This is a genomic window from Mesorhizobium sp. M1399 (assembly GCF_040317735.1).
Classification (GTDB): domain Bacteria; phylum Pseudomonadota; class Alphaproteobacteria; order Rhizobiales; family Rhizobiaceae; genus Mesorhizobium.
In genome coordinates, this window is sequence record NZ_JAMYKZ010000012.1 from 205,284 (window position 1) to 222,360 (window position 17,077).

The following is a 17,077-nucleotide window of genomic DNA, read 5'->3' on the forward strand; positions in this document are numbered from 1 at the left end:
GGTTCCCGCTCTCCCAGATGGGGATGCGGGAACCTACTTCTGGCGAACGCCGAAACTCTGGAATCCCGGCCGCATAAGCGGCTTCTTCGACGACAGCACGCCGGAATTGACGCCGGTCCAGCCGATCTCGCCCGACAGCTTGCCATATTCGATCTTGGGGCAACGGTTCATCACCACCTTGATGCCGGCGGCTTCGGCGCGTGTGGCCGCCTCGTCATGGCGTATGCCAAGCTGCATCCAGATGACCTTCGGCAGCGGATCGAGCCGCAGCACCTCGTCGACAATGCCCGGCACGGCAGCGGACGCGCGAAACACGTCGACCATGTCGACAGGTCCCGGAACGTCGGCGAGCCTGGCAAAGGTCATCTGGCCTAGGATCTCCTTGCCGGCCTGGCCGGGATTGATCGGGAACACCGAAAAGCCCTTGCCGAGCAGATATTTCAGCACGAAATAGCTCGGCCGCACGTCATTAGCCGACGCGCCGACCATGGCGATGGTCTTCACCGAATTGAGGATGCCGGCGATATAGGCGTTGTCGTAAGCGTCGTGGTTCATGCCTCGTCCTCATACAGCGCTTCGGCGAGAAAACCATCTGGATCGTTGCAAAAATTGCGCATCATGCGGAAATGATGGGTGTCGTGAAAATCGGTCGGGTCGAGCCCGGACCGGCTGATGCGGAACAGCCGCGCGCCGGGACAGGCCATCAGCAGCGGCGAATGTGTCGCCATGATCACTTGCGCCGTGCCGGACTGGTCCATCCGCCGCAGCATCTTGAGAAGTTCGATCTGGCGCGTCGGCGACAAGGCGCTTTCGGGCTCGTCGAGGATGTAAATGCCTTGCCGGCGGCAGCGCTCCTCGAAGAATCTGATGAAACCCTCGCCATGCGACCAGGAAAGGAAGTCGGGCGGCGCCTCATGGGCGTCGATGGCAGCCTGATCTAGATAGCGGGCAACCGAATAGAAGGATTCGGCGCGAAAGAACCAGCCGGCGGTGACCTTCGGCAGCCAGTGGCCGCGCAACGTCGCCGCCAGCGCTGCGCCGCTCTTGTCGACGGCGCGGGAGTGATCGACCGGCATGTAGCCCTTGCCGCCGCCGGCTTCATCGTAGCCTGCCAGCGCGCCGATCGCTTCGAGCAGCGTCGATTTACCGGTGCCGTTCTCGCCGACGATGATGGTGATCGGCGTGGTGAATTCGAGCTCGAATTCATGGCGGTGAAAGATCGGCAGGTTCCAGGGATATTTTTCCCAATCGACGACCCGGCTGGGCTCGATCAGGATACGCTTCAGATAGGGTGCCTTCAGCCGCGTCAGTTGCTTGCGATGAGCCAGAGGGGAACCTCGTCAGGCCGGCAGCGAAATCGATCCGTCTTCCGCGATCGGAAAAGCCGGATTGTGCGCCACTTCCCAGACATGCCCGTCCGCATCGGCGAAATAGCCGTACCAGCCACCCCAGAAGGCCCGTTGCGCCGGCTTGACGATACGGCCGCCGGCCTTCTTGGCCAGCGCCAACACTGCATCGACCTCGGCGTCGGAGCGGGTGTTGTAGGCGAGGTAGACGGCCGACGGCGCGTTGCCGAAGGTCACGCCTGAATCCTCCTCGGCGCTTGGGCGCGGAAACAGGGCAAGGATGGCGCCACCCATCTGGAAGAAAGCAACGCCCTCGGTGATCCCGGCATGGCGGGTCAGGCCCATCGCCTCATAAAAGCGCGTGGCGCGGTCGAGATCGTCGGTGGCGATGGTGATGATGGAGATGCGCGGTTCCATATCCGCCTCCTATTCCTCCGGCCATTCCGGCTTGCGTTTGCCAATGAAGGCGCCAATGCCCTCTTCCGCATCGCGCGCCAGCATGTTCTCGACCATGACGCGCCCGGTGTAATCATAGGCCTCGGCCAGCCCCATTTCCGCTTGCTCATAAAAGGCTTCCTTGCCGATCTTGACGACCAAGGACGATTTGGACGCAATGGTTTGCGCGTATTTGGTGACAATCTGATTCAGATATTCGCGCGGCACGACGCGGTTGACCAAGCCGAATTCCTTAGCGGTTGCCGCTTCGATCGTTTCGCCGGTCAAAAGCATCTCCATGGCGTGCTTGCGCGAGACATTGCGCGACAGCGCCACCATCGGCGTCGAGCAGAACAGTCCAATATTGACGCCCGGCGTGCAGAAGGTCGCCTCGTGCGAAGCGATGGCGAGATCGCAGCTGGCGACCAGCTGCAATCCGGCCGCCGTCGCCAGGCCGTCGACTTCGGCGATCACCGGCTTGGGATGGCGAACGATCGCCTGCATCAGTGAAGCGCAGGCGGAAAACGTCTTTTCGAAGAAGGCCCTGCCGTGATCGGCATCGGCGCGGTGCGTGCTTAACTCCTTGAGGTCGTGCCCGGCGCAGAACACTTTGCCGGCCGCCCCAAGGACGATGACGCGGGCGGACTTGTCGGCCTTGGCGCGGTCGAGTTCCGCCATCAGCGCCGCCATCACTGAAAGCGAAAGAGCATTGGCCGGCGGATTGGCGAGCGTCAGGCGCAACACGCCCTTATCCAGCCGGGCGGCGACCGGCCCTTCAGCAACGGCAGGCTTGATGGCGACGATTTCGGCCATGGGTCATTCCTCCGCGATTCCGGATCGGTGATGGACTAATCTAGTATGCGGGTCTCGCTTCGTCCAACACTCCGCCTCTGCCATAATGAATGGCTGTTGCCAGAAACGGCACGCTGCGCTCAAACAGGCAGGCACAACGAGAGACCGCCATGCCTGCTCAAAGCAATCTCAAGCCGGTGCTGACGGCTGCTGACGTCAACGCGCTTGTGGCGACTGTTTTCCCGCAGCTCAACGACCAGTTCACCTTCTACGAGGCGTTGGAGGTGTTTCCAGGCGGCTGTGTTGTGCGGCTCAATGCTGACGAGCGCCATTTGCGTCCCGGCGGCACCGTATCGGGTTCGGCGCTGTTCACGCTGGCCGACATAGGCGGTTATGTCTGCGTGCTCTCGCATGCCGGACCGGATGCACTTTCGGTCACCACCAGTCTCAACATCAATTTTGTCCGCAAGGCAGAGGCCGGGCCGATCGACGGCCATTGCCGCATCCTCAAGCTCGGCAAGAGCCTGATGGTGTTCGATATCGACATCGTCGCCGGCCCGGAGGGACACACGGTAGCGCACGCAACGGGCACCTATTCGATCCCGCCAAAGCGGATTGGAGATGTGGTAAAATAATACCTTGTGCTCAAATCATTGTTTTTGCTTGATTTTACCCCAGAGATGGCTTTTCACGCGCCTTGACGTAGTCGCCGCTCTCTCCTATAAGCCCTCACGGAACAGCGGCCCGCAAAGGCCGCCGTTTTGTTATTGGCGGCGGGCAAGTGCCTTTCGCCAATCCAAGCAACAAGAAACGCCTTCTTTTGAAGGTCCGAACCGAAAGCAACAATCCATGACAACCTTTTCGCAGAAGCCTGCGGATGTGGTGAAGAAGTGGGTGCTGATCGACGCCGAGGGTCTCGTCGTCGGCCGTCTCGCCACTGTCATCGCCAATCATCTTCGCGGCAAGCACAAGCCCACTTTCACCCCGCATGTCGACGACGGCGACAACGTCATCGTCATCAATGCCGACAAGGTGGTGTTCACCGGCAAGAAGTTCACCGACAAGGTCTATTACTGGCACACCGGTCACCCCGGTGGCGTCAAGGAACGCACCGCGCGGCAGCTGCTCGAGGGCCGCTTTCCCGAGCGTGTCGTTGAGAAGGCCGTCGAACGCATGATCCCGCGCGGCCCGCTCGGCCGTCGCCAGATGAAGAATCTCCGCGTCTATGCAGGCACGGAACATCCGCATGTCGCCCAGCAGCCCGTCGTCCTCGACGTGGCCAAGCTGAACGCCAAGAACAAGAAGGTTTCGTAAGATGGCTGAGCTTTCCTCGCTCGCAGAACTCGGAACTGCCACCGGCAACACCAACACCCAGCCGGCAGCACCCGTCCATGTCCAGAAGCTCGACAAATCGGGCCGCGCCTATGCCACCGGCAAGCGCAAGAACGCCATCGCGCGCGTCTGGGTGAAGCCCGGCTCCGGCAAGATCGTCGTCAACGACAAGGTGTTCGCCGAATATTTCGCGCGCCCGGTTCTGCAGATGATCCTCAACCAGCCGATCATCGCTGCCAACCGCGCCGGCCAGTACGACATCGTTGCCACCGTCATCGGCGGCGGCCTCTCCGGCCAGGCCGGTGCCGTGCGCCACGGCATCTCCAAGGCGCTGACCTATTACGAGCCGGCGCTGCGCGCCGTGCTCAAGAAGGGCGGCTTCCTGACCCGTGACAGCCGCGTGGTCGAGCGCAAGAAGTACGGCAAGGCGAAGGCCCGCCGGAGCTTCCAGTTCTCCAAGCGCTAAGCGCTGCGAAGCTACACAGAGTTCAAAGGCCGCCTTCGGGTGGCCTTTTTCTTTGTGCCGTGCCCGTGATGTCAGAGTTCATCGGCAATGCCTTGATGAAGTCGACGAACGCCCGCAGCGGCGCCGGTACGAGGCGCCGGCCGGGATAGTAGAGGAACGGCCCGGAGAAGCTCTGCCACCAGGGTTCGAGGACGGGTTCGAGTGCACCGCTCTCGAAATGCGGGCGAAGCCAGTCCTCGAACAGCTTCACGATTCCCGTGCCGGCGATCGCTGCATCAACGGCTAAATCGGCTGCTCCGCCGATCCCCACAATCAGTGGCCCCGTCGGATCGACCCGCACCACCTCGCCGTCGCGCTCGAACTCCCATGGCGTTATCGCACCGCTGGGAAAGCGGCCGCGCAGGCAGGCGTGGCCGAGCAGGTCGCGCGGGTGCTGCGGGCGGCCATGACGATCCAGATAGCCAGGGCTGGCGGCGGTGGCGAAGCGCTGCACGCGCGGCCCGATCGGCACGGCGATCATGTCCTGTTCCAGCCGCTCGTCGTAACGGATGCCGGCATCGCAGCCGGCCGCCAGCACGTCGACAAAGCTCTCCTCGGCGATCACCTCCAGCCGGATACCGGGATAGGCGGCAAGGAACCGCGGCACGATGCTGGGCAGGACCAGTCGCGCCGCGCTGACCGGCACATTGAGGCGCAGCGAGCCGGCCGGCCTGTCGCGAAAGCCGTTCACCACGTCCAGCGCCGACTCCACCTCGGTCAAGGCTGGACCGAGCCGCGCCAGCAAGCCTTGGCCGGCCTCCGTCAGGACGACGCTGCGCGTCGTCCGGTTGAGCAGCCTGACACCGAGTTGCGTCTCCAGGCGGCGCACCGCCTCGCTCAAGCCGGACGCACTGCCGCCGCTGGCGCGTGCCGCATCCCGAAAACCTTTGGCGCGCGCCACGGCCACGAAGGCGTTCAGATCCCCGAGATCAATCTGCATTGTTCGTCATTCCGCACAGCCCGTGCGAATTGTACCCAATTATCGCGAGATCGGACACCGTCTATCTGTGCACCATTCCCTGAAGGAGAAAGACTATGTCCAGCGTCGACCAGTCCGGCACATTCATCCTCGGCGACCGCAAAGTCAGACGGCTCGGCTACGGCGCCATGCAGCTCGCAGGGTCCGGCGTCTTCGGCCCACCAAAGGACCACGATGCGGCATTGGCCGTGCTGCGCGAAGCCGTTGCGCAGGGCGTCAATCACATCGACACCAGCGACTTCTACGGCCCACACGTCACCAATTTGTTGATCCGCGAAGCGCTCGCACCCTATCGCGACGACCTCGTTATCGTCACCAAGATCGGCGCCCGGCGCGGCCGGGACGGAGCATGGCTGCCGGCCTTCTCGGCCGACGAGCTGACCAAGGCGGTGCACGACAATCTGCGCAATCTCGGGCTCGACGTGCTGGAGGTGGTCAACCTTCGGGTCATGTTCGACGCGCATGGCCCCGCCGAAGGGTCGATCGAGGCCCCGCTTGCAACGCTTACCGAGCTTCAGCGACAGGGCCTTGTGCGTCACATCGGGCTGAGCAACGTCACCGCTGCACAAATCGCCGAAGGCCGCAGGATTTGCAAGATCGTCTGCGTGCAGAACCAGTACAATCTGGCGCATCGGGGCGACGATGCGTTGATCGACGATCTGGCCCACGGCGGCATCGCCTATGTGCCGTTCTTCCCGCTTGGCGGCTTCAACCCGCTGCAGTCGTCGACCTTGTCCAAGGTCACCGCACGCCTCGGCGCCACGCGCATGCAGGTCGCGCTCGCCTGGCTGCTTCGCCGCGCGCCCAACATTCTTCTGATCCCCGGCACGTCTTCAGTTGCGCATCTCAGGGAGAACCTCGCCGCAGGCGATCTCGCGCTGCCGGAGGATGCGCTCAAGGCGCTAGAGGGCGTGGCGATGGCCGCTTGACCTGCGCACGAGGCGCGAGGTGCCGCCAGCCGGTGTTGGAGACTAGCGAAGGCGGTGATGAGCCAATCTCCCCCCTCGTGGGGGAGATGTCCGGCAGGACAGAGGGGGGCGCGAAGGATCGCCTGCCTCTTGTTGAACCCTGCGTGACAATTGACGCCAATTGCAATCTCAATCGACCCGATAGGCTGGAGGGACAGCGCCCCCCTCTGCCCTGCCGGGCATCTCCCCCACAAGGGGGAGATTGGCAGCGCGACCGCCGCTCCTAGTTAATGCTGGCCGTATTCGCCGGCTCGGCCGGGCCGGCATAGGGCACGCGAAAACCGTTCGCCGCCAGCCAATCGATGGCGGCCTTCGGTTCGTCGGTCTGGATGATGGTGGCGCCGCGCTCGACCCAGAAGCCATAAGTCTCGCGCGGCAGGCTGGCCGCGACCGCCAGCTCGTCGCCGCGGCCACCGGCGAGGAAGCCACCCGGCTTGTTGACGATGGCATAGGTGTCGGCCCAGATGTGCCAGTCACCCCTCACCGCCAGCGCGCGCATGCGCGGGCTGAACAGCGGGCCGCCGGTCTCGGTCAGTGTCTCGGCGCCAGCCCGCCAATTGATCAGTTCGATCGCCCGCACCGGGAACGCCCGGCTGACTTTTTCGGCAAACATGGCGTCGTGAACCGCATCGTCGGCAATGATCGGCATGAACTGGAAGCCGCCGTCGATCGCGTCCATGGCGGCCGCAACCGTGGCGATCCTCTCCGCATCCCACAGGTTCTCCTTGACGATCACCTGTTCGGCCATGCCGAGGTCGCGCGCGACCGCGACCATGCCGGCGAGGCTTTCGGTATCGAGCTTATTGTCGAGATTGATGAGGATCCTGTCCCTGGTCGCCATCAACATTTCGCGCAACGTCGAGACTGTCTCGCCCGTAAAGGCGCCGGTGCCTTCGATCACCAACCGGCACGTCTTGAGTTCGGCCAGCGTGCGCTTGACCACCTCGCCCTTGCAGTTCGTGGTGCGGTCGAGCCAGCTGTCATGCATGACGACGAACTGTCCGTCCTTCGAGCGCCTGATATCGACCTCGACGATTTCGGCGCCCATTGCAATCGACGCCTCGACGGCGGCGATCGAATTTTCGGGATAGAGCGTCTTGCCGGCCTGCATGCCGCCGGCGCGGTGCGCGGCCACCATCACATGGTCGCGCCATTGGTTGGCGTGCTCGAACCGGTCGAGAATCTGCCTGGCGCGCGTTTCGCCTGCCGATGCATGGCCAAGGGAGGCCGCCAGCGCCGCGGAAAGCAGAAGGCTCAGCCAAGTCGTTCGCATGAGACAGGTCGTTCGCATGAGAATCGCTCCGTACCGGATCGACACCCGGTTAAGCGACGCTCGTGACAGCCTAGTGAACGAAGCCGGCTTCGCAAACGCTGGAAAATCAGGTTAATGCCGGCCGAAACGGCCGTAGCGGCTACTTTCGGTTGCTAACTAGGCAATCTCCGGGCCAGCCATGCGGGGCTCTCCTGGCAAGCAAGGATTTGTGACCGGGCCGAATAGCCATGTTCTTCCGAAGGGGTCGCAATTCTGAGAATTATGGCCAATAAGGTTGCGCGTCGACGCACAGGAGATCGCTTCATGCCGCCGAGGACCATCGATCACGCCTTCACCACCCGCTCCAGGACGGGCGCGTCGTTCGAGCCGACCTATGCCGGCGCGCTGTCGTTCATGCGGCGCAAATATTCGAAGGACGTGAAGGGCGCCGATGCGGTGGTGTGGGGCATTCCCTTCGACGCGGCGGTCACCAATCGGCCGGGCGCGCGTTTCGGACCGCAGGCGATTCGCCGCGCGTCGGCCATCCTCGACAACGATCCGCAATATCCGTTTTCGCGCGACCTGTTCGAACAGCTTGCCGTGGTCGATTTTGGCGATTGCCTGCTCGACAGCGGCAATCACCAGAAGACCCCTGCCACGATCGAACGCGAAGCGGCGAGGATCCTGAAATCCGGCGCCTTTCTGCTATCGCTCGGCGGTGACCATTTCGTCACCTGGCCGCTGCTCAAGGCGCATGCCGCCATCTACGGCCCGCTGGCCCTGGTGCAGTTCGACGCTCATCAGGACACCTGGCCCGACGACGGCAAGCGCATCGATCACGGCTCCTTCGTCGGCCGTGCGGTCAAGGAGGGCATCATCGACCCCGACCGGTCGATCCAGATCGGCATCCGCACCCACGCGCCCGATACGTTCGGCATCAAGATCCTGTATGGCCATGAAGTGGAGGAAATGCGGGCGTCCGACATCGCCTATGCCATCGTCGACCGTACGGGCGGCAAGAAGACCTACGTCACTTTCGACATCGATTGCCTGGATCCGGCTTTTGCGCCCGGCACCGGAACGCCGGTAGCGGGAGGCCCGTCTTCGGCAAAGATCCTGTCGGTGCTGCGCCAGATCAACCAGGTCGATATCGTCGGCGCCGACGTCGTCGAGGTTGCGCCAGCCTATGATCACGCCGATATAACGGCAATTGCCGGCTCGATGGTGGCCATGCACTATCTCGGGCTGCTGGCGGAACGAAAGGCCCGGCTCGAGGAAATGAACCAGGGCAATCACAGCGTTGCCGGATTGAATCAGGCAAGCGGCATATAGCTAACAGGAATTTTGGCAGGCAATGAAACCGAAAATCTTCATCGACGGCGAGCACGGCACCACCGGTCTGCAGATCAGGGCGCTGCTTGCCGAGCGCGGCGACCTGGAAATCATCTCCATCCCGACTGAGCGCCGCAAGGAAACGGCAGCGCGCGCCGAGTTCCTCAATGCCGCCGATGTCGCGATCCTCTGCCTACCGGACGCGGCAGCCAAGGAAAGCGTTTCGCTGATCGCCAATGACACCACCAAGGTGATCGACGCCTCGACGGCACATCGCGTCGCCGAGGGCTGGGAATATGGTTTCGCCGAAATGGACAAGGACCAGGCGAAGAAGATCGCTTCGGCGAAGCGCGTCGCCAATCCGGGCTGCTGGCCGCAAGGACCGATCGCGACGCTGCGGCCGCTGGTTGCGGCGGGGCTGTTGCCAGCCGATTTTCCGGTCACCGTCAACGGCATTTCTGGCTATTCCGGCGGCGGCCGGCCAATGATCGAGGATTATGTCGCCAAGGGCGAGGATGCGTCGGAATTCCTGCCCTACGGGCTGACGCTGCAGCACAAGCACGTGCCGGAGCTCAGGACCTATGCCAGGCTTTCGCAGGATCCGATCATGCAGCCGGCAGTCGGCAATTTCGCGCAAGGCATGATCACGGTAGTGCCGCTGCAACTCGGCGGTCTCGACCATGTACCGACCGGCGCTGAGCTTCACGCGGCGATCGCCGACCATTTTGCTTCCATTGATCGTGGCGTGGTCGAGGTGGCGCCGTATCTGCATCAGGAACGCATGCCTGACATCGATCCGGAGATCTACAACGGCACCAACCGGATGAAGCTCTATGTCTTTGCCAATGACGACAGGGCGCAGGCGCTGCTGCTTGCCGTCTACGACAATCTCGGCAAGGGTGCCTCGGGTGCAGCCGTGCAGAACATGGATCTGATGCTCGGCCTCTGAATGGATGCGCCGGCATTTCCGAAGCGCTGGAAGGTCGGCGCGCCCGAACTCATCGCCGAAACCTTCAGCAGCCGCATCTGGAAGGTTGCTCGCGAGGACGACTCACCGGCAATCGTCAAGGATCTAAAGCCTTTCGACGATGTCGAGGACGAGTTGCGTGGCGAGCATTTCCTCGCCTGGCGACGCGGCGAAGGCGCGGTGCGGCTGCTCGGCCGCGACGGCCACCGCATGCTGCTCGAATACGCCGGCGACAGGATGCTGTCACACCATCTTGCCGAACAAGGCGACAATGCCGCCACCGCGATCGCGGCCGAGGTAATGGCAAGACTGGTCTCGCCGTCGAAGCACCCTGCCCCGCCGGATCTCCAGCCGTTGCGGACCCGGTTCTCCAGCCTGTTCAAAAAGGCCAAGGCCGATCGCGCCGCCGGCGAAAAGAGCCTGTATGTCGAAGCAGCCGAAATCGCGGAACGGCTGCTGTCCAATCCGCATGACGTGCGGCCGCTGCATGGCGACCTGCACCACGACAACGTCATGCACGGTCCGCGCGGCTGGCTGGCGATCGACCCGAAGGGCGTTCTCGGCGACCCCGGCTTCGACGCGGCCAACATGTTCTACAACCCACTCGACCGAGACGATCTTTGCCTCGATACGCGGCGGATCGGCCATATGGCGCAAGTCTTTGCCGCAACGCTCGGCCAGTCGCCGCCCGCGATACTGGACCACGCCATCGCCTATGGCTGCCTGTCGGCTGCATGGCATCATGAAGATCGCAATGCGGTCGACGAGGACCGCGAGCTGGCGATCGCCATGGCGATCCGGACGGTGCGGCTCAGCCTCTGAGAGCAATCTCGTGGGGCAGCGGATAAGCGCCCTTGGTGCCGCGCCAGTGCGCGGCGGCAAAACCCAGCAGGAACAGCGCGAATGCCTGATGCGTCAGGGCCATGTGCAGCGGCACATGCATCAATAGGGTGCCGATGCCGATCGACGCCTGCACCACGACAATCAGGAACAGCAGCGTCGCGCGTCGGGCATGCGTCGTGCCCGGCAGACGCCGGCGTGTCGCAATCATGTGCCAGAGCGCGACCGGGAAGATCGTGTAGGCGCCGACCCGGTGGATGAACTGCACCGTCTTCGGGTTTTCGAAGAAATTGCGCCATGCCGGCTCGAGCAGCAGCAGGTCGCCGGGGACCAGTTTGCCGTCCATCAGCGGCCAGGTGTTGTAGCTCAAGCCGGCATCGAGCCCTGCGACCAGCCCGCCGAGATAGATCTGGACCAGCGCCAGCAGCACCAGAAAGCCGGCCAGACGTTGCGTCGATCGGTCGGCGGCCGGTTCGGAGTGTGGGGCCAGTCCGCGCGCGACCACCATGGTCGCCGTGAAGATCAGCGCCGCCAGCGTCAGATGCGTCGCCAGCCGGTATTGGCTGACCGAAACCCGGTCGGCCAACCCGGACGCCACCATCCACCAGCCTATCGCGCCCTGCAGGGCGCCGAGAAGGAGGATGCCCGACAATTTCGTGCCGAGGCCGCGCTCGATGCGGCGCGTCGCCCAGAAGAACAGCAACGGCAGGGCGAAGACCACGCCGACACTACGCGCCAGGATGCGGTGCACCCACTCCCACCAGAAGATCGACTTGAACGCCTCGATGCTCATGCCCTTGTTGAGTTCGGCATATTGCGGGATCTGCTGGTAGCGCAGGAACTCCTCCTGCCACTCGGCATCATTGAGTGGCGGGATGACGCCGTGAATCGGCTGCCATTCGGTGATCGACAGGCCCGAATCGGTGAGCCTCGTAGCGCCGCCGACCACCACCAGCGCAAACAGCACGAGGAGCACGACATAGAGCCAACCACGTACCAGCGCGCGGTTGCGAAGGTCGCGATCGCGGGCTGCGAAAGGCACGGCATCGGATATGGCAGCAGCCATGGCTTTGTCCCGGCAGTTGAAGTCGCGGATTGGTGAACCATCGCAACCCGGCTTGCAAGACCGGACAGCGCGGCACGCCGTCGCGCCGTTTCTGGCGGGTTGCGCGTATTGGCTGTTCGGCTTAAGCGATAGCGATCAACGAGATCGCGTTATGCCCATTCGCCTGAAAAAGCTGATCGGAAGCTTCCTGCTGGTACTGCTGGTCGTCGTCTATGCGATGGTCGCCTCGATCGTGGCAGTCGCCCAATTGTCACAGTCCGGGCCGCTGGCGCACTTCATCTTCTTCCTGCTGAGCGGGCTTTTGTGGGTGCTGCCGGCGATGGGCATCATCAAATGGCTGATCCTGGAGCCGCGGCCGAAGGGCCGAGGCAACAGTTAGATCGTCACCACCGTCTTGCCGGCATTGGCCAGCGGCGTCGTCACGCCCGACAACATTGTTCGGATGTGGGCGACGCTCTGATAGCGGCCATTGACCGAAATGCGCGGCAGGGCATGCAGGAACCCGGCATGCTCGGCGCGGAGTATGCCGTGGCGGGTCGTCACGGCCGAGGCATAGCCGGCATCGCGGACAAGGCCCACTTCGCGACGGCCGACGGCGCTGGCATAACCGTAGGGATAGGCGAAATGGCGCGGCTCCTCGCCGAGTTTGGCCTGCAATATGCGCTTGACGTCGCCGATCTCATGCCGCGCGTCGCTCTCGGAAAGCCGCTTCAGATTGCAATGATTGACGCTATGCGCTCCGATCGTCACCAGCGGGTGCGCGGCCATGGTGCGGAGCTCGTCCCAGTTCATCAGCGTGTTCGGGCGCGAACCGCCCAACTCGATGCCGTTCGAACGCGCCAGATCGCGCAATACCGCACGCTGGTCCTGCTCGCGCACCTTCAGCGTCAGATGAGCGTGCAGGCGCGCATTGGCCTGGACCTTTTTTCCTGGGTTCGAGCAATCGATCGTCACCGGGCCGTCCGGCGTCGTCAGCGTCAGGCGATCGCGCGCATTGACGATGTCCTCGACCACGTCCCACCACAAATCGGCAGCGCCATCGATCAGTCCCGGCGCGACGTAGATGGTGATCGGCGCGCCGTGCTTCTCCAGCACGGGCAGCGCCTCGGTCATGTTGTCTCGATAGGCGTCGTCGGCGGTGATCGTCGCGAACTGGCCGTCCTTGTCGCCAGCCTTGATGCGCTCGATTGCCTCGTCCAGAGTAACGAACGTGTAGCCGTTCGCCTTCATGTCGGCGATCACGATGTCGAGGAACCCAGGCGCGATGTTCAAGTGGCGGTTGACGCCGTTCGGCTTTTCCGGCGTCGCGGTGACCCGATGCAGCATCAGGATGGCGCCAAGGCCGCCGATGAACGGCTTGGCCAGCGGCGCAAGACCGGAATAGCGGGCGAGATTGAGCGCCAGTTTGCGGATTGCCTCGCCCCCGTCGATCATTCATTCACCTTTTGCGCCTAAGCTCATCAAGCATGGAATGCGCCTGCGCGGACCCCCAATCGCGACGAATACGCCCTAAGGATTGAGGTATGGTTGACGCCACCGCGTCATTTGACGGCAATCGGCTGGCAAGCAGCGAGGCGTCGCCGTGTGCCTTGCCGGCCGGCAAAGCCGGCCTGTCGACCTCGGTTGCCGATAGTGCGGCGCTGGCGGCGTACGCCGAATTCTGCCGTTCGGCGCTTTTTGCCCCGGCGCAGAGCGCAGGCTGGATCCTGAACTGGGCCGCACATACCGGCGCCGACGTTGTCGTTGCGACGCTGCGCGCCGACGACAGGCCGGTTTTCTCGCTGGCGCTGGAGGTCACCCGCAGCGGAGCATTCCGCGTTGCGCGCTTCATGGGCGGGCGCCATGCCAACGGCAATTTTGCCGCTGCCGACCTGCAATGGCTGGCGAATGCCGATATCGCGGCGATCCGTTCGATGCTGGCCGCGATTGCCAAGGCGCGGCGCGACATCGATCTTGTCGCGCTAGAGCGGCTGCTGCCTGATCTCGACGGCGTTGCCAACCCGCTCTCCGCCTTGCCGCATTTTTCGAGCCCCAATCTGTCGCTGGCCGCCGGTCTTGTCGGAGGGTTTGATGCACTGCTCACCCGCGTGAGCGGCAAGCGCAGGCGCAAGAAGCATCGCTCGCAGGCGCGCAAGTTCGAGGCCGTCGGCAGCTATCGTCGCATCGAGGCGAGGACTGCGGACGAGGTGAACAGGCTGCTCGACGCCTTTTTCGAGATGAAGGAATTCCGCTTCCGCAAGATGGGCATCGTCAATGTTTTCGGTGAAGCGGAGGTGCGCGCTTTTTTCCGCTCGCTGTTTGCCGAAGCGCTTCAAGAGGAAAACCCGTGCTTCGTGCTGCATGGGCTGGAAGTCGCCGGCAAGCTTCGTGCGGTCACCGGGTCGAGCCGCTCGGGCAAGCGGCTGATCTGCGAATTCGGGGCGATCGCCGAGGACGACCTCGCACACACCAGCCCCGGCGACTTCCTGTTCTTCGAGAACATCCAGGAAGCCTGCGAGACGGGTTTTGAAATCTATGATTTCTCAGTCGGCGACGAACCCTATAAGCGATTGTGGTGCGATATCGAAACGCAGCATTTCGAGGTGCTGGTTCCGCTGACGCTGAAGGGCCGCGCGCTGGCGCTTGCGCTCAGGCACGGCGCAAGCCTGAAAGCATTCATCAAGCACAGCCCAATGGTCTGGAAGCTGACCAAGCTGCTGCGCCGCAAGGCTGTGGGACAGACAGCACCGGCCGCAGGCGAAGACGACAGCTGATTTCGATTTGAGAAAACTGCCTCAGGCGGCCGAGCGCCGCCCCGGCATTGGCCCCGGCGCCACATGGCCGATTGGCGTGACCAGCGTCAGGTCGGGATAGCCGCTCTCGATGAGCGCGACTGCGGCTTGCGTCACCTCGTCGTCCGGCTCCAGCATGGAGAGCAGCACCTCGGTGCCCTCGCCCACTAGGCGGCTGATGCCTTGCGCGTCCGCTGGCCCGCATTCGACAACGACCAGGTCATAGGCGGTGGTCAGCGACTGCATGATGATCGGCAGCCGGTCGGCGGCGCGCATGGCACGGACCGGATCGGCTGTGCCGACGGGAATCACGTGGCAGTCCGAATAGAGATCGGGGTGGATCACATCGCTGAACTGCGCTTGCGAGGCGAGCAGATCGGTGATACCCGGAAACAGCCCGCTGTCCAGCATCGGCCGCGAGGCAGCACCCGAAGCGGTGAGATCAAGCAGCAGCACGCGTAGCCCGGCGTCAGAGACTGCGCGCGCCACCAGCACCGCCGAGGCAGCCGCCTCGTCGCCTTCCGGCGACACGAATATGGCGCGGGCGGCACCGGTGGCGATCAGTTTTTCCGCGGCCTTGTCGATGTCGACCTCACCGAGGGTGGAACGTGCCGGTTCAATGTCTGCAGCAGCCATCTCAGAGTACTCCGGTTCGATTTTCTCGGCAGCCGCTTCCGCCACGGCGACGGGTTCCGGCTCCAGTTTGGTTTCAGTGACACTGTTGTCGGACTCACCGAGCTGGTCGATCACGGCGACTGTCGGTTCGGGCCGGGCAACCGGCGGGCCGGGCTCGGCCACTACGCGTTCGGCCTGGACAGCCGGCATCGCAACCTGCTCGATGCGTTCGAAATGGGCACCGGCGGCCGGACGCATGGCGCGGCCGGAAAACAGTTCCTGCAGCAACGTGACGATCGCCATGAGGAGCAACGAGCCGACAAAGGCCGCACCGACAATCGGACCAATCTTGGGGAAATAGGGTTCGGTCGGCGCCCGGGCCTCCGAAAATAGGCGAGCGTCGACAGGCAGGTAGTTACGATCCTTGCGTGCGGCCGCCTGGAGATAGCTGGACGAGTAGAGATCGAGTTGCTGGCGCTTGGTCGCGGCATCGCGCTGCAGGGCATCGAGTTCCACCTGCTCTTCGCCGGCGCGGGCGGACGCCGCCTTCAGGGTGTTGACGTCGGCCACGAGTTGAGCCTCTCGTGCCTTCGCCGTCTCGGCCTGCGCCATCAGACCCTTCATGATCTTTTCCGCTTCGTTGCGGATCTGGCGGTCGAGATCGGCGAGCTGCGACTTCAGCGCACGGATGCGCGGATGATTGTCGAGCAAGGTGGTGGAAAGGTCGGCGATGTTGTTCTTGAGTTCGACTTGCCGCTCGCGCAGGCGCTGGATCAGGTCGGAAGACAACACCTCTGGAACGGCATCCAGCGAGCCGCCATTGCGCAACGCCCTGCGCACACTGTCGGCGGTCGCTTCCGCCGAAGCGCGGTTGGCGCGTACCCGTGACAGTTCGCTCGACAATTCGGACAGCTGCTGGGTGGCAAGCACCGAATTGTTGCCGCCCATCAAAAGATCGGACTGCGCACGGAATGCGGCAACCTTGGCCTCCGCCTCCTTCACCCGGTTCTGCAGGTCCGCGATTTCCGGCGCCAGAAAGTCGGTGGCGGCGGAATTCGATTCGAGCTTGGCGTTGCCCTTGGAGGCGATATAGGCGTTTGCGATGGCGTTCGGGATTGCGGCGGCAAGCTGTGGATCCTCTGACGAGAACTCGATAGCGATCGCGCGGGTTTTTTCAACGCCATAGACGTTGAGCTTGTCATGCATTGCGTCCAGCACGCGCTCTTCCAGCGGAATCTCGAAGGGATCGCTTTTCAAGCCAACGAGGACAAGGGTGCGGCTCAGCGCCGACATCTTCAGCGCCTCGTCGAATTCGGGCAATTTCGCGAGGTTGAGCTTCGCCGCCACCTGTTTGAGGATGTCAGGGGACGAAATGATCTGGACCTCGGTGGCCACAGCCTCTTCGTCGGGAATCGACCGCTCGTTGCCGTTGGCACCGGCTGGCCGCGTGAACTCCGATTCTCGAGGCCCGATCTCCAGCTTGGCTGCCGCCTTGTATTCGGGCGTTGCAAGCCAGGCGAGCGCAAAGGCCAGGCCGGTTACAGCCAGCGCGACGACAAGGATGCGCAGCCAGTTTCGCGCCAGGCTGGCGAAAAGCTGCCTGAGATCGACGTCGACATCTGCGGCCGCGGATTGAACGGACATGCATCCCTGCTCCGGTACTGAGTCAGCATGCACCGTAAACAACTATGGTAACTCAGCCGTTAATAACGCGGTAAGCACCTGTTAGGCTCTGCTAACAAGCCGCAAACAAGAGGCTGAAAACCATCTGCATTTGTCGATCGGGCCCGCATCGGCCGCGCGCCTTTACCGGCCATTAACCCTAACAGGATGATAACCGAGCTCGATCGTTAAGGTTTGCCGCAGAGTCGCCGGCT

The 17,077-nt window shown here is 63.3% G+C and carries 18 protein-coding genes; 9 read left to right on the forward strand and 9 right to left on the reverse strand.

What is annotated here, in order from left to right; translation table 11 throughout:
• Nucleotides 1–33: 33 nt before the first annotated feature.
• From NKH05_RS22370 to NKH05_RS22385, 4 genes are read right to left on the reverse strand one after another with little or no spacing between them, the layout of a single operon-like run.
• Nucleotides 34–555 carry a CoA-binding protein gene (locus tag NKH05_RS22370; RefSeq protein ID WP_023717322.1) on the reverse strand — a complete coding sequence of 174 codons (522 nt, stop codon included), beginning with the start codon at nt 553–555 and terminating at the stop codon, nt 34–36.
• Nucleotides 552–1,328 carry an AAA family ATPase gene (locus NKH05_RS22375; protein WP_352587938.1) on the reverse strand — a complete coding sequence of 259 codons (777 nt, stop codon included), beginning with the start codon at nt 1,326–1,328 and terminating at the stop codon, nt 552–554. Before NKH05_RS22375 ends, NKH05_RS22370 begins: the two co-directional genes overlap by 4 nt.
• Before the next feature lie 12 nt (nt 1,329–1,340).
• Complete coding sequence (locus tag NKH05_RS22380) at nt 1,341–1,763, reverse strand: VOC family protein (RefSeq protein WP_023717320.1); 423 nt, start codon at nt 1,761–1,763, stop codon at nt 1,341–1,343.
• Between the two features lie 9 nt (nt 1,764–1,772).
• Nucleotides 1,773–2,594: an enoyl-CoA hydratase gene (locus tag NKH05_RS22385; protein ID WP_353026082.1), complete on the reverse strand. Its 822-nt coding sequence runs from the start codon at nt 2,592–2,594 to the stop codon at nt 1,773–1,775.
• Between the two features lie 149 nt (nt 2,595–2,743).
• On the opposite strand from NKH05_RS22385, the gene NKH05_RS22390 reads away from it, so the two are divergent.
• The 3 genes from NKH05_RS22390 (at nt 2,744) to rpsI (ending at nt 4,371) form a co-directional block, all read left to right on the forward strand.
• A complete protein-coding gene (locus NKH05_RS22390) occupies nt 2,744–3,208 on the forward strand; it encodes a PaaI family thioesterase (protein ID WP_023717318.1) in 465 nt (154 codons plus the stop codon).
• A gap of 214 nt (nt 3,209–3,422) precedes the next feature.
• On the forward strand, nt 3,423–3,887 hold the full coding sequence (rplM, locus tag NKH05_RS22395; RefSeq protein ID WP_023717317.1) for a 50S ribosomal protein L13: 465 nt from the start codon (nt 3,423–3,425) through the stop codon (nt 3,885–3,887).
• A 1-nt stretch (nt 3,888) separates the two neighbouring features.
• Nucleotides 3,889–4,371 (forward strand): 30S ribosomal protein S9, encoded by a 483-nt coding sequence (gene rpsI, locus NKH05_RS22400; protein ID WP_023717316.1) that lies wholly within the window; start codon nt 3,889–3,891, stop codon nt 4,369–4,371.
• 22 nt (nt 4,372–4,393) lie between these two features.
• Here rpsI and NKH05_RS22405 read toward each other — a convergent pair whose 3' ends face one another.
• The gene (locus tag NKH05_RS22405; RefSeq protein WP_353026083.1) at nt 4,394–5,350 is read right to left on the reverse strand and encodes a LysR family transcriptional regulator; all 957 of its coding nucleotides are present in this window, start codon (nt 5,348–5,350) and stop codon (nt 4,394–4,396) included.
• Between the two features lie 95 nt (nt 5,351–5,445).
• Between NKH05_RS22405 and NKH05_RS22410 the strand changes: the two genes are divergently transcribed.
• Nucleotides 5,446–6,318, forward strand: a complete 873-nt coding sequence (locus tag NKH05_RS22410; RefSeq protein ID WP_353026085.1) for an aldo/keto reductase family oxidoreductase — start codon at nt 5,446–5,448, stop codon at nt 6,316–6,318.
• A 262-nt stretch (nt 6,319–6,580) separates the two neighbouring features.
• On the opposite strand, the gene NKH05_RS22415 is transcribed toward NKH05_RS22410, so the two are convergent.
• A complete protein-coding gene (locus NKH05_RS22415; RefSeq protein WP_023717313.1) occupies nt 6,581–7,630 on the reverse strand; it encodes a glycerophosphodiester phosphodiesterase family protein in 1,050 nt (349 codons plus the stop codon).
• A 303-nt stretch (nt 7,631–7,933) separates the two neighbouring features.
• Here NKH05_RS22415 and speB point away from each other — a divergent pair, with 303 nt between their 5' ends.
• From speB to NKH05_RS22430, 3 genes are read left to right on the forward strand one after another with little or no spacing between them, the layout of a single operon-like run.
• Entirely contained in the window at nt 7,934–8,941 is a 1,008-nt protein-coding gene (gene speB, locus NKH05_RS22420) for an agmatinase (RefSeq protein WP_352481211.1), read from the forward strand.
• A 22-nt stretch (nt 8,942–8,963) separates the two neighbouring features.
• A complete protein-coding gene (gene argC, locus NKH05_RS22425) occupies nt 8,964–9,890 on the forward strand; it encodes an N-acetyl-gamma-glutamyl-phosphate reductase (protein ID WP_023717311.1) in 927 nt (308 codons plus the stop codon).
• Nucleotides 9,891–10,730, forward strand: coding sequence for an aminoglycoside phosphotransferase family protein (locus NKH05_RS22430; protein WP_023717310.1), 840 nt, complete (start codon nt 9,891–9,893; stop codon nt 10,728–10,730).
• Here the strand turns inward: NKH05_RS22430 and NKH05_RS22435 are convergent.
• Nucleotides 10,720–11,814, reverse strand: coding sequence for a COX15/CtaA family protein (locus NKH05_RS22435; protein WP_353026086.1), 1,095 nt, complete (start codon nt 11,812–11,814; stop codon nt 10,720–10,722). The genes NKH05_RS22430 and NKH05_RS22435 overlap by 11 nt on opposite strands.
• Nucleotides 11,815–11,965: 151 nt before the next feature.
• On the opposite strand from NKH05_RS22435, the gene NKH05_RS22440 reads away from it, so the two are divergent.
• Entirely contained in the window at nt 11,966–12,193 is a 228-nt protein-coding gene (locus NKH05_RS22440; RefSeq protein ID WP_023717309.1) for a DUF2842 domain-containing protein, read from the forward strand.
• On the opposite strand, the gene NKH05_RS22445 is transcribed toward NKH05_RS22440, so the two are convergent.
• Nucleotides 12,190–13,248, reverse strand: a complete 1,059-nt coding sequence (locus NKH05_RS22445) for a polysaccharide deacetylase family protein (RefSeq protein WP_352495316.1) — start codon at nt 13,246–13,248, stop codon at nt 12,190–12,192. The genes NKH05_RS22440 and NKH05_RS22445 overlap by 4 nt on opposite strands.
• Nucleotides 13,249–13,337: 89 nt before the next feature.
• Between NKH05_RS22445 and NKH05_RS22450 the strand changes: the two genes are divergently transcribed.
• Nucleotides 13,338–14,567 carry a GNAT family N-acetyltransferase gene (locus NKH05_RS22450; RefSeq protein ID WP_352856110.1) on the forward strand — a complete coding sequence of 410 codons (1,230 nt, stop codon included), beginning with the start codon at nt 13,338–13,340 and terminating at the stop codon, nt 14,565–14,567.
• Between the two features lie 21 nt (nt 14,568–14,588).
• On the opposite strand, the gene NKH05_RS22455 is transcribed toward NKH05_RS22450, so the two are convergent.
• Nucleotides 14,589–16,844, reverse strand: a complete 2,256-nt coding sequence (locus tag NKH05_RS22455) for a GumC family protein (protein ID WP_352717539.1) — start codon at nt 16,842–16,844, stop codon at nt 14,589–14,591.
• Nucleotides 16,845–17,077: the final 233 nt, after the last annotated feature.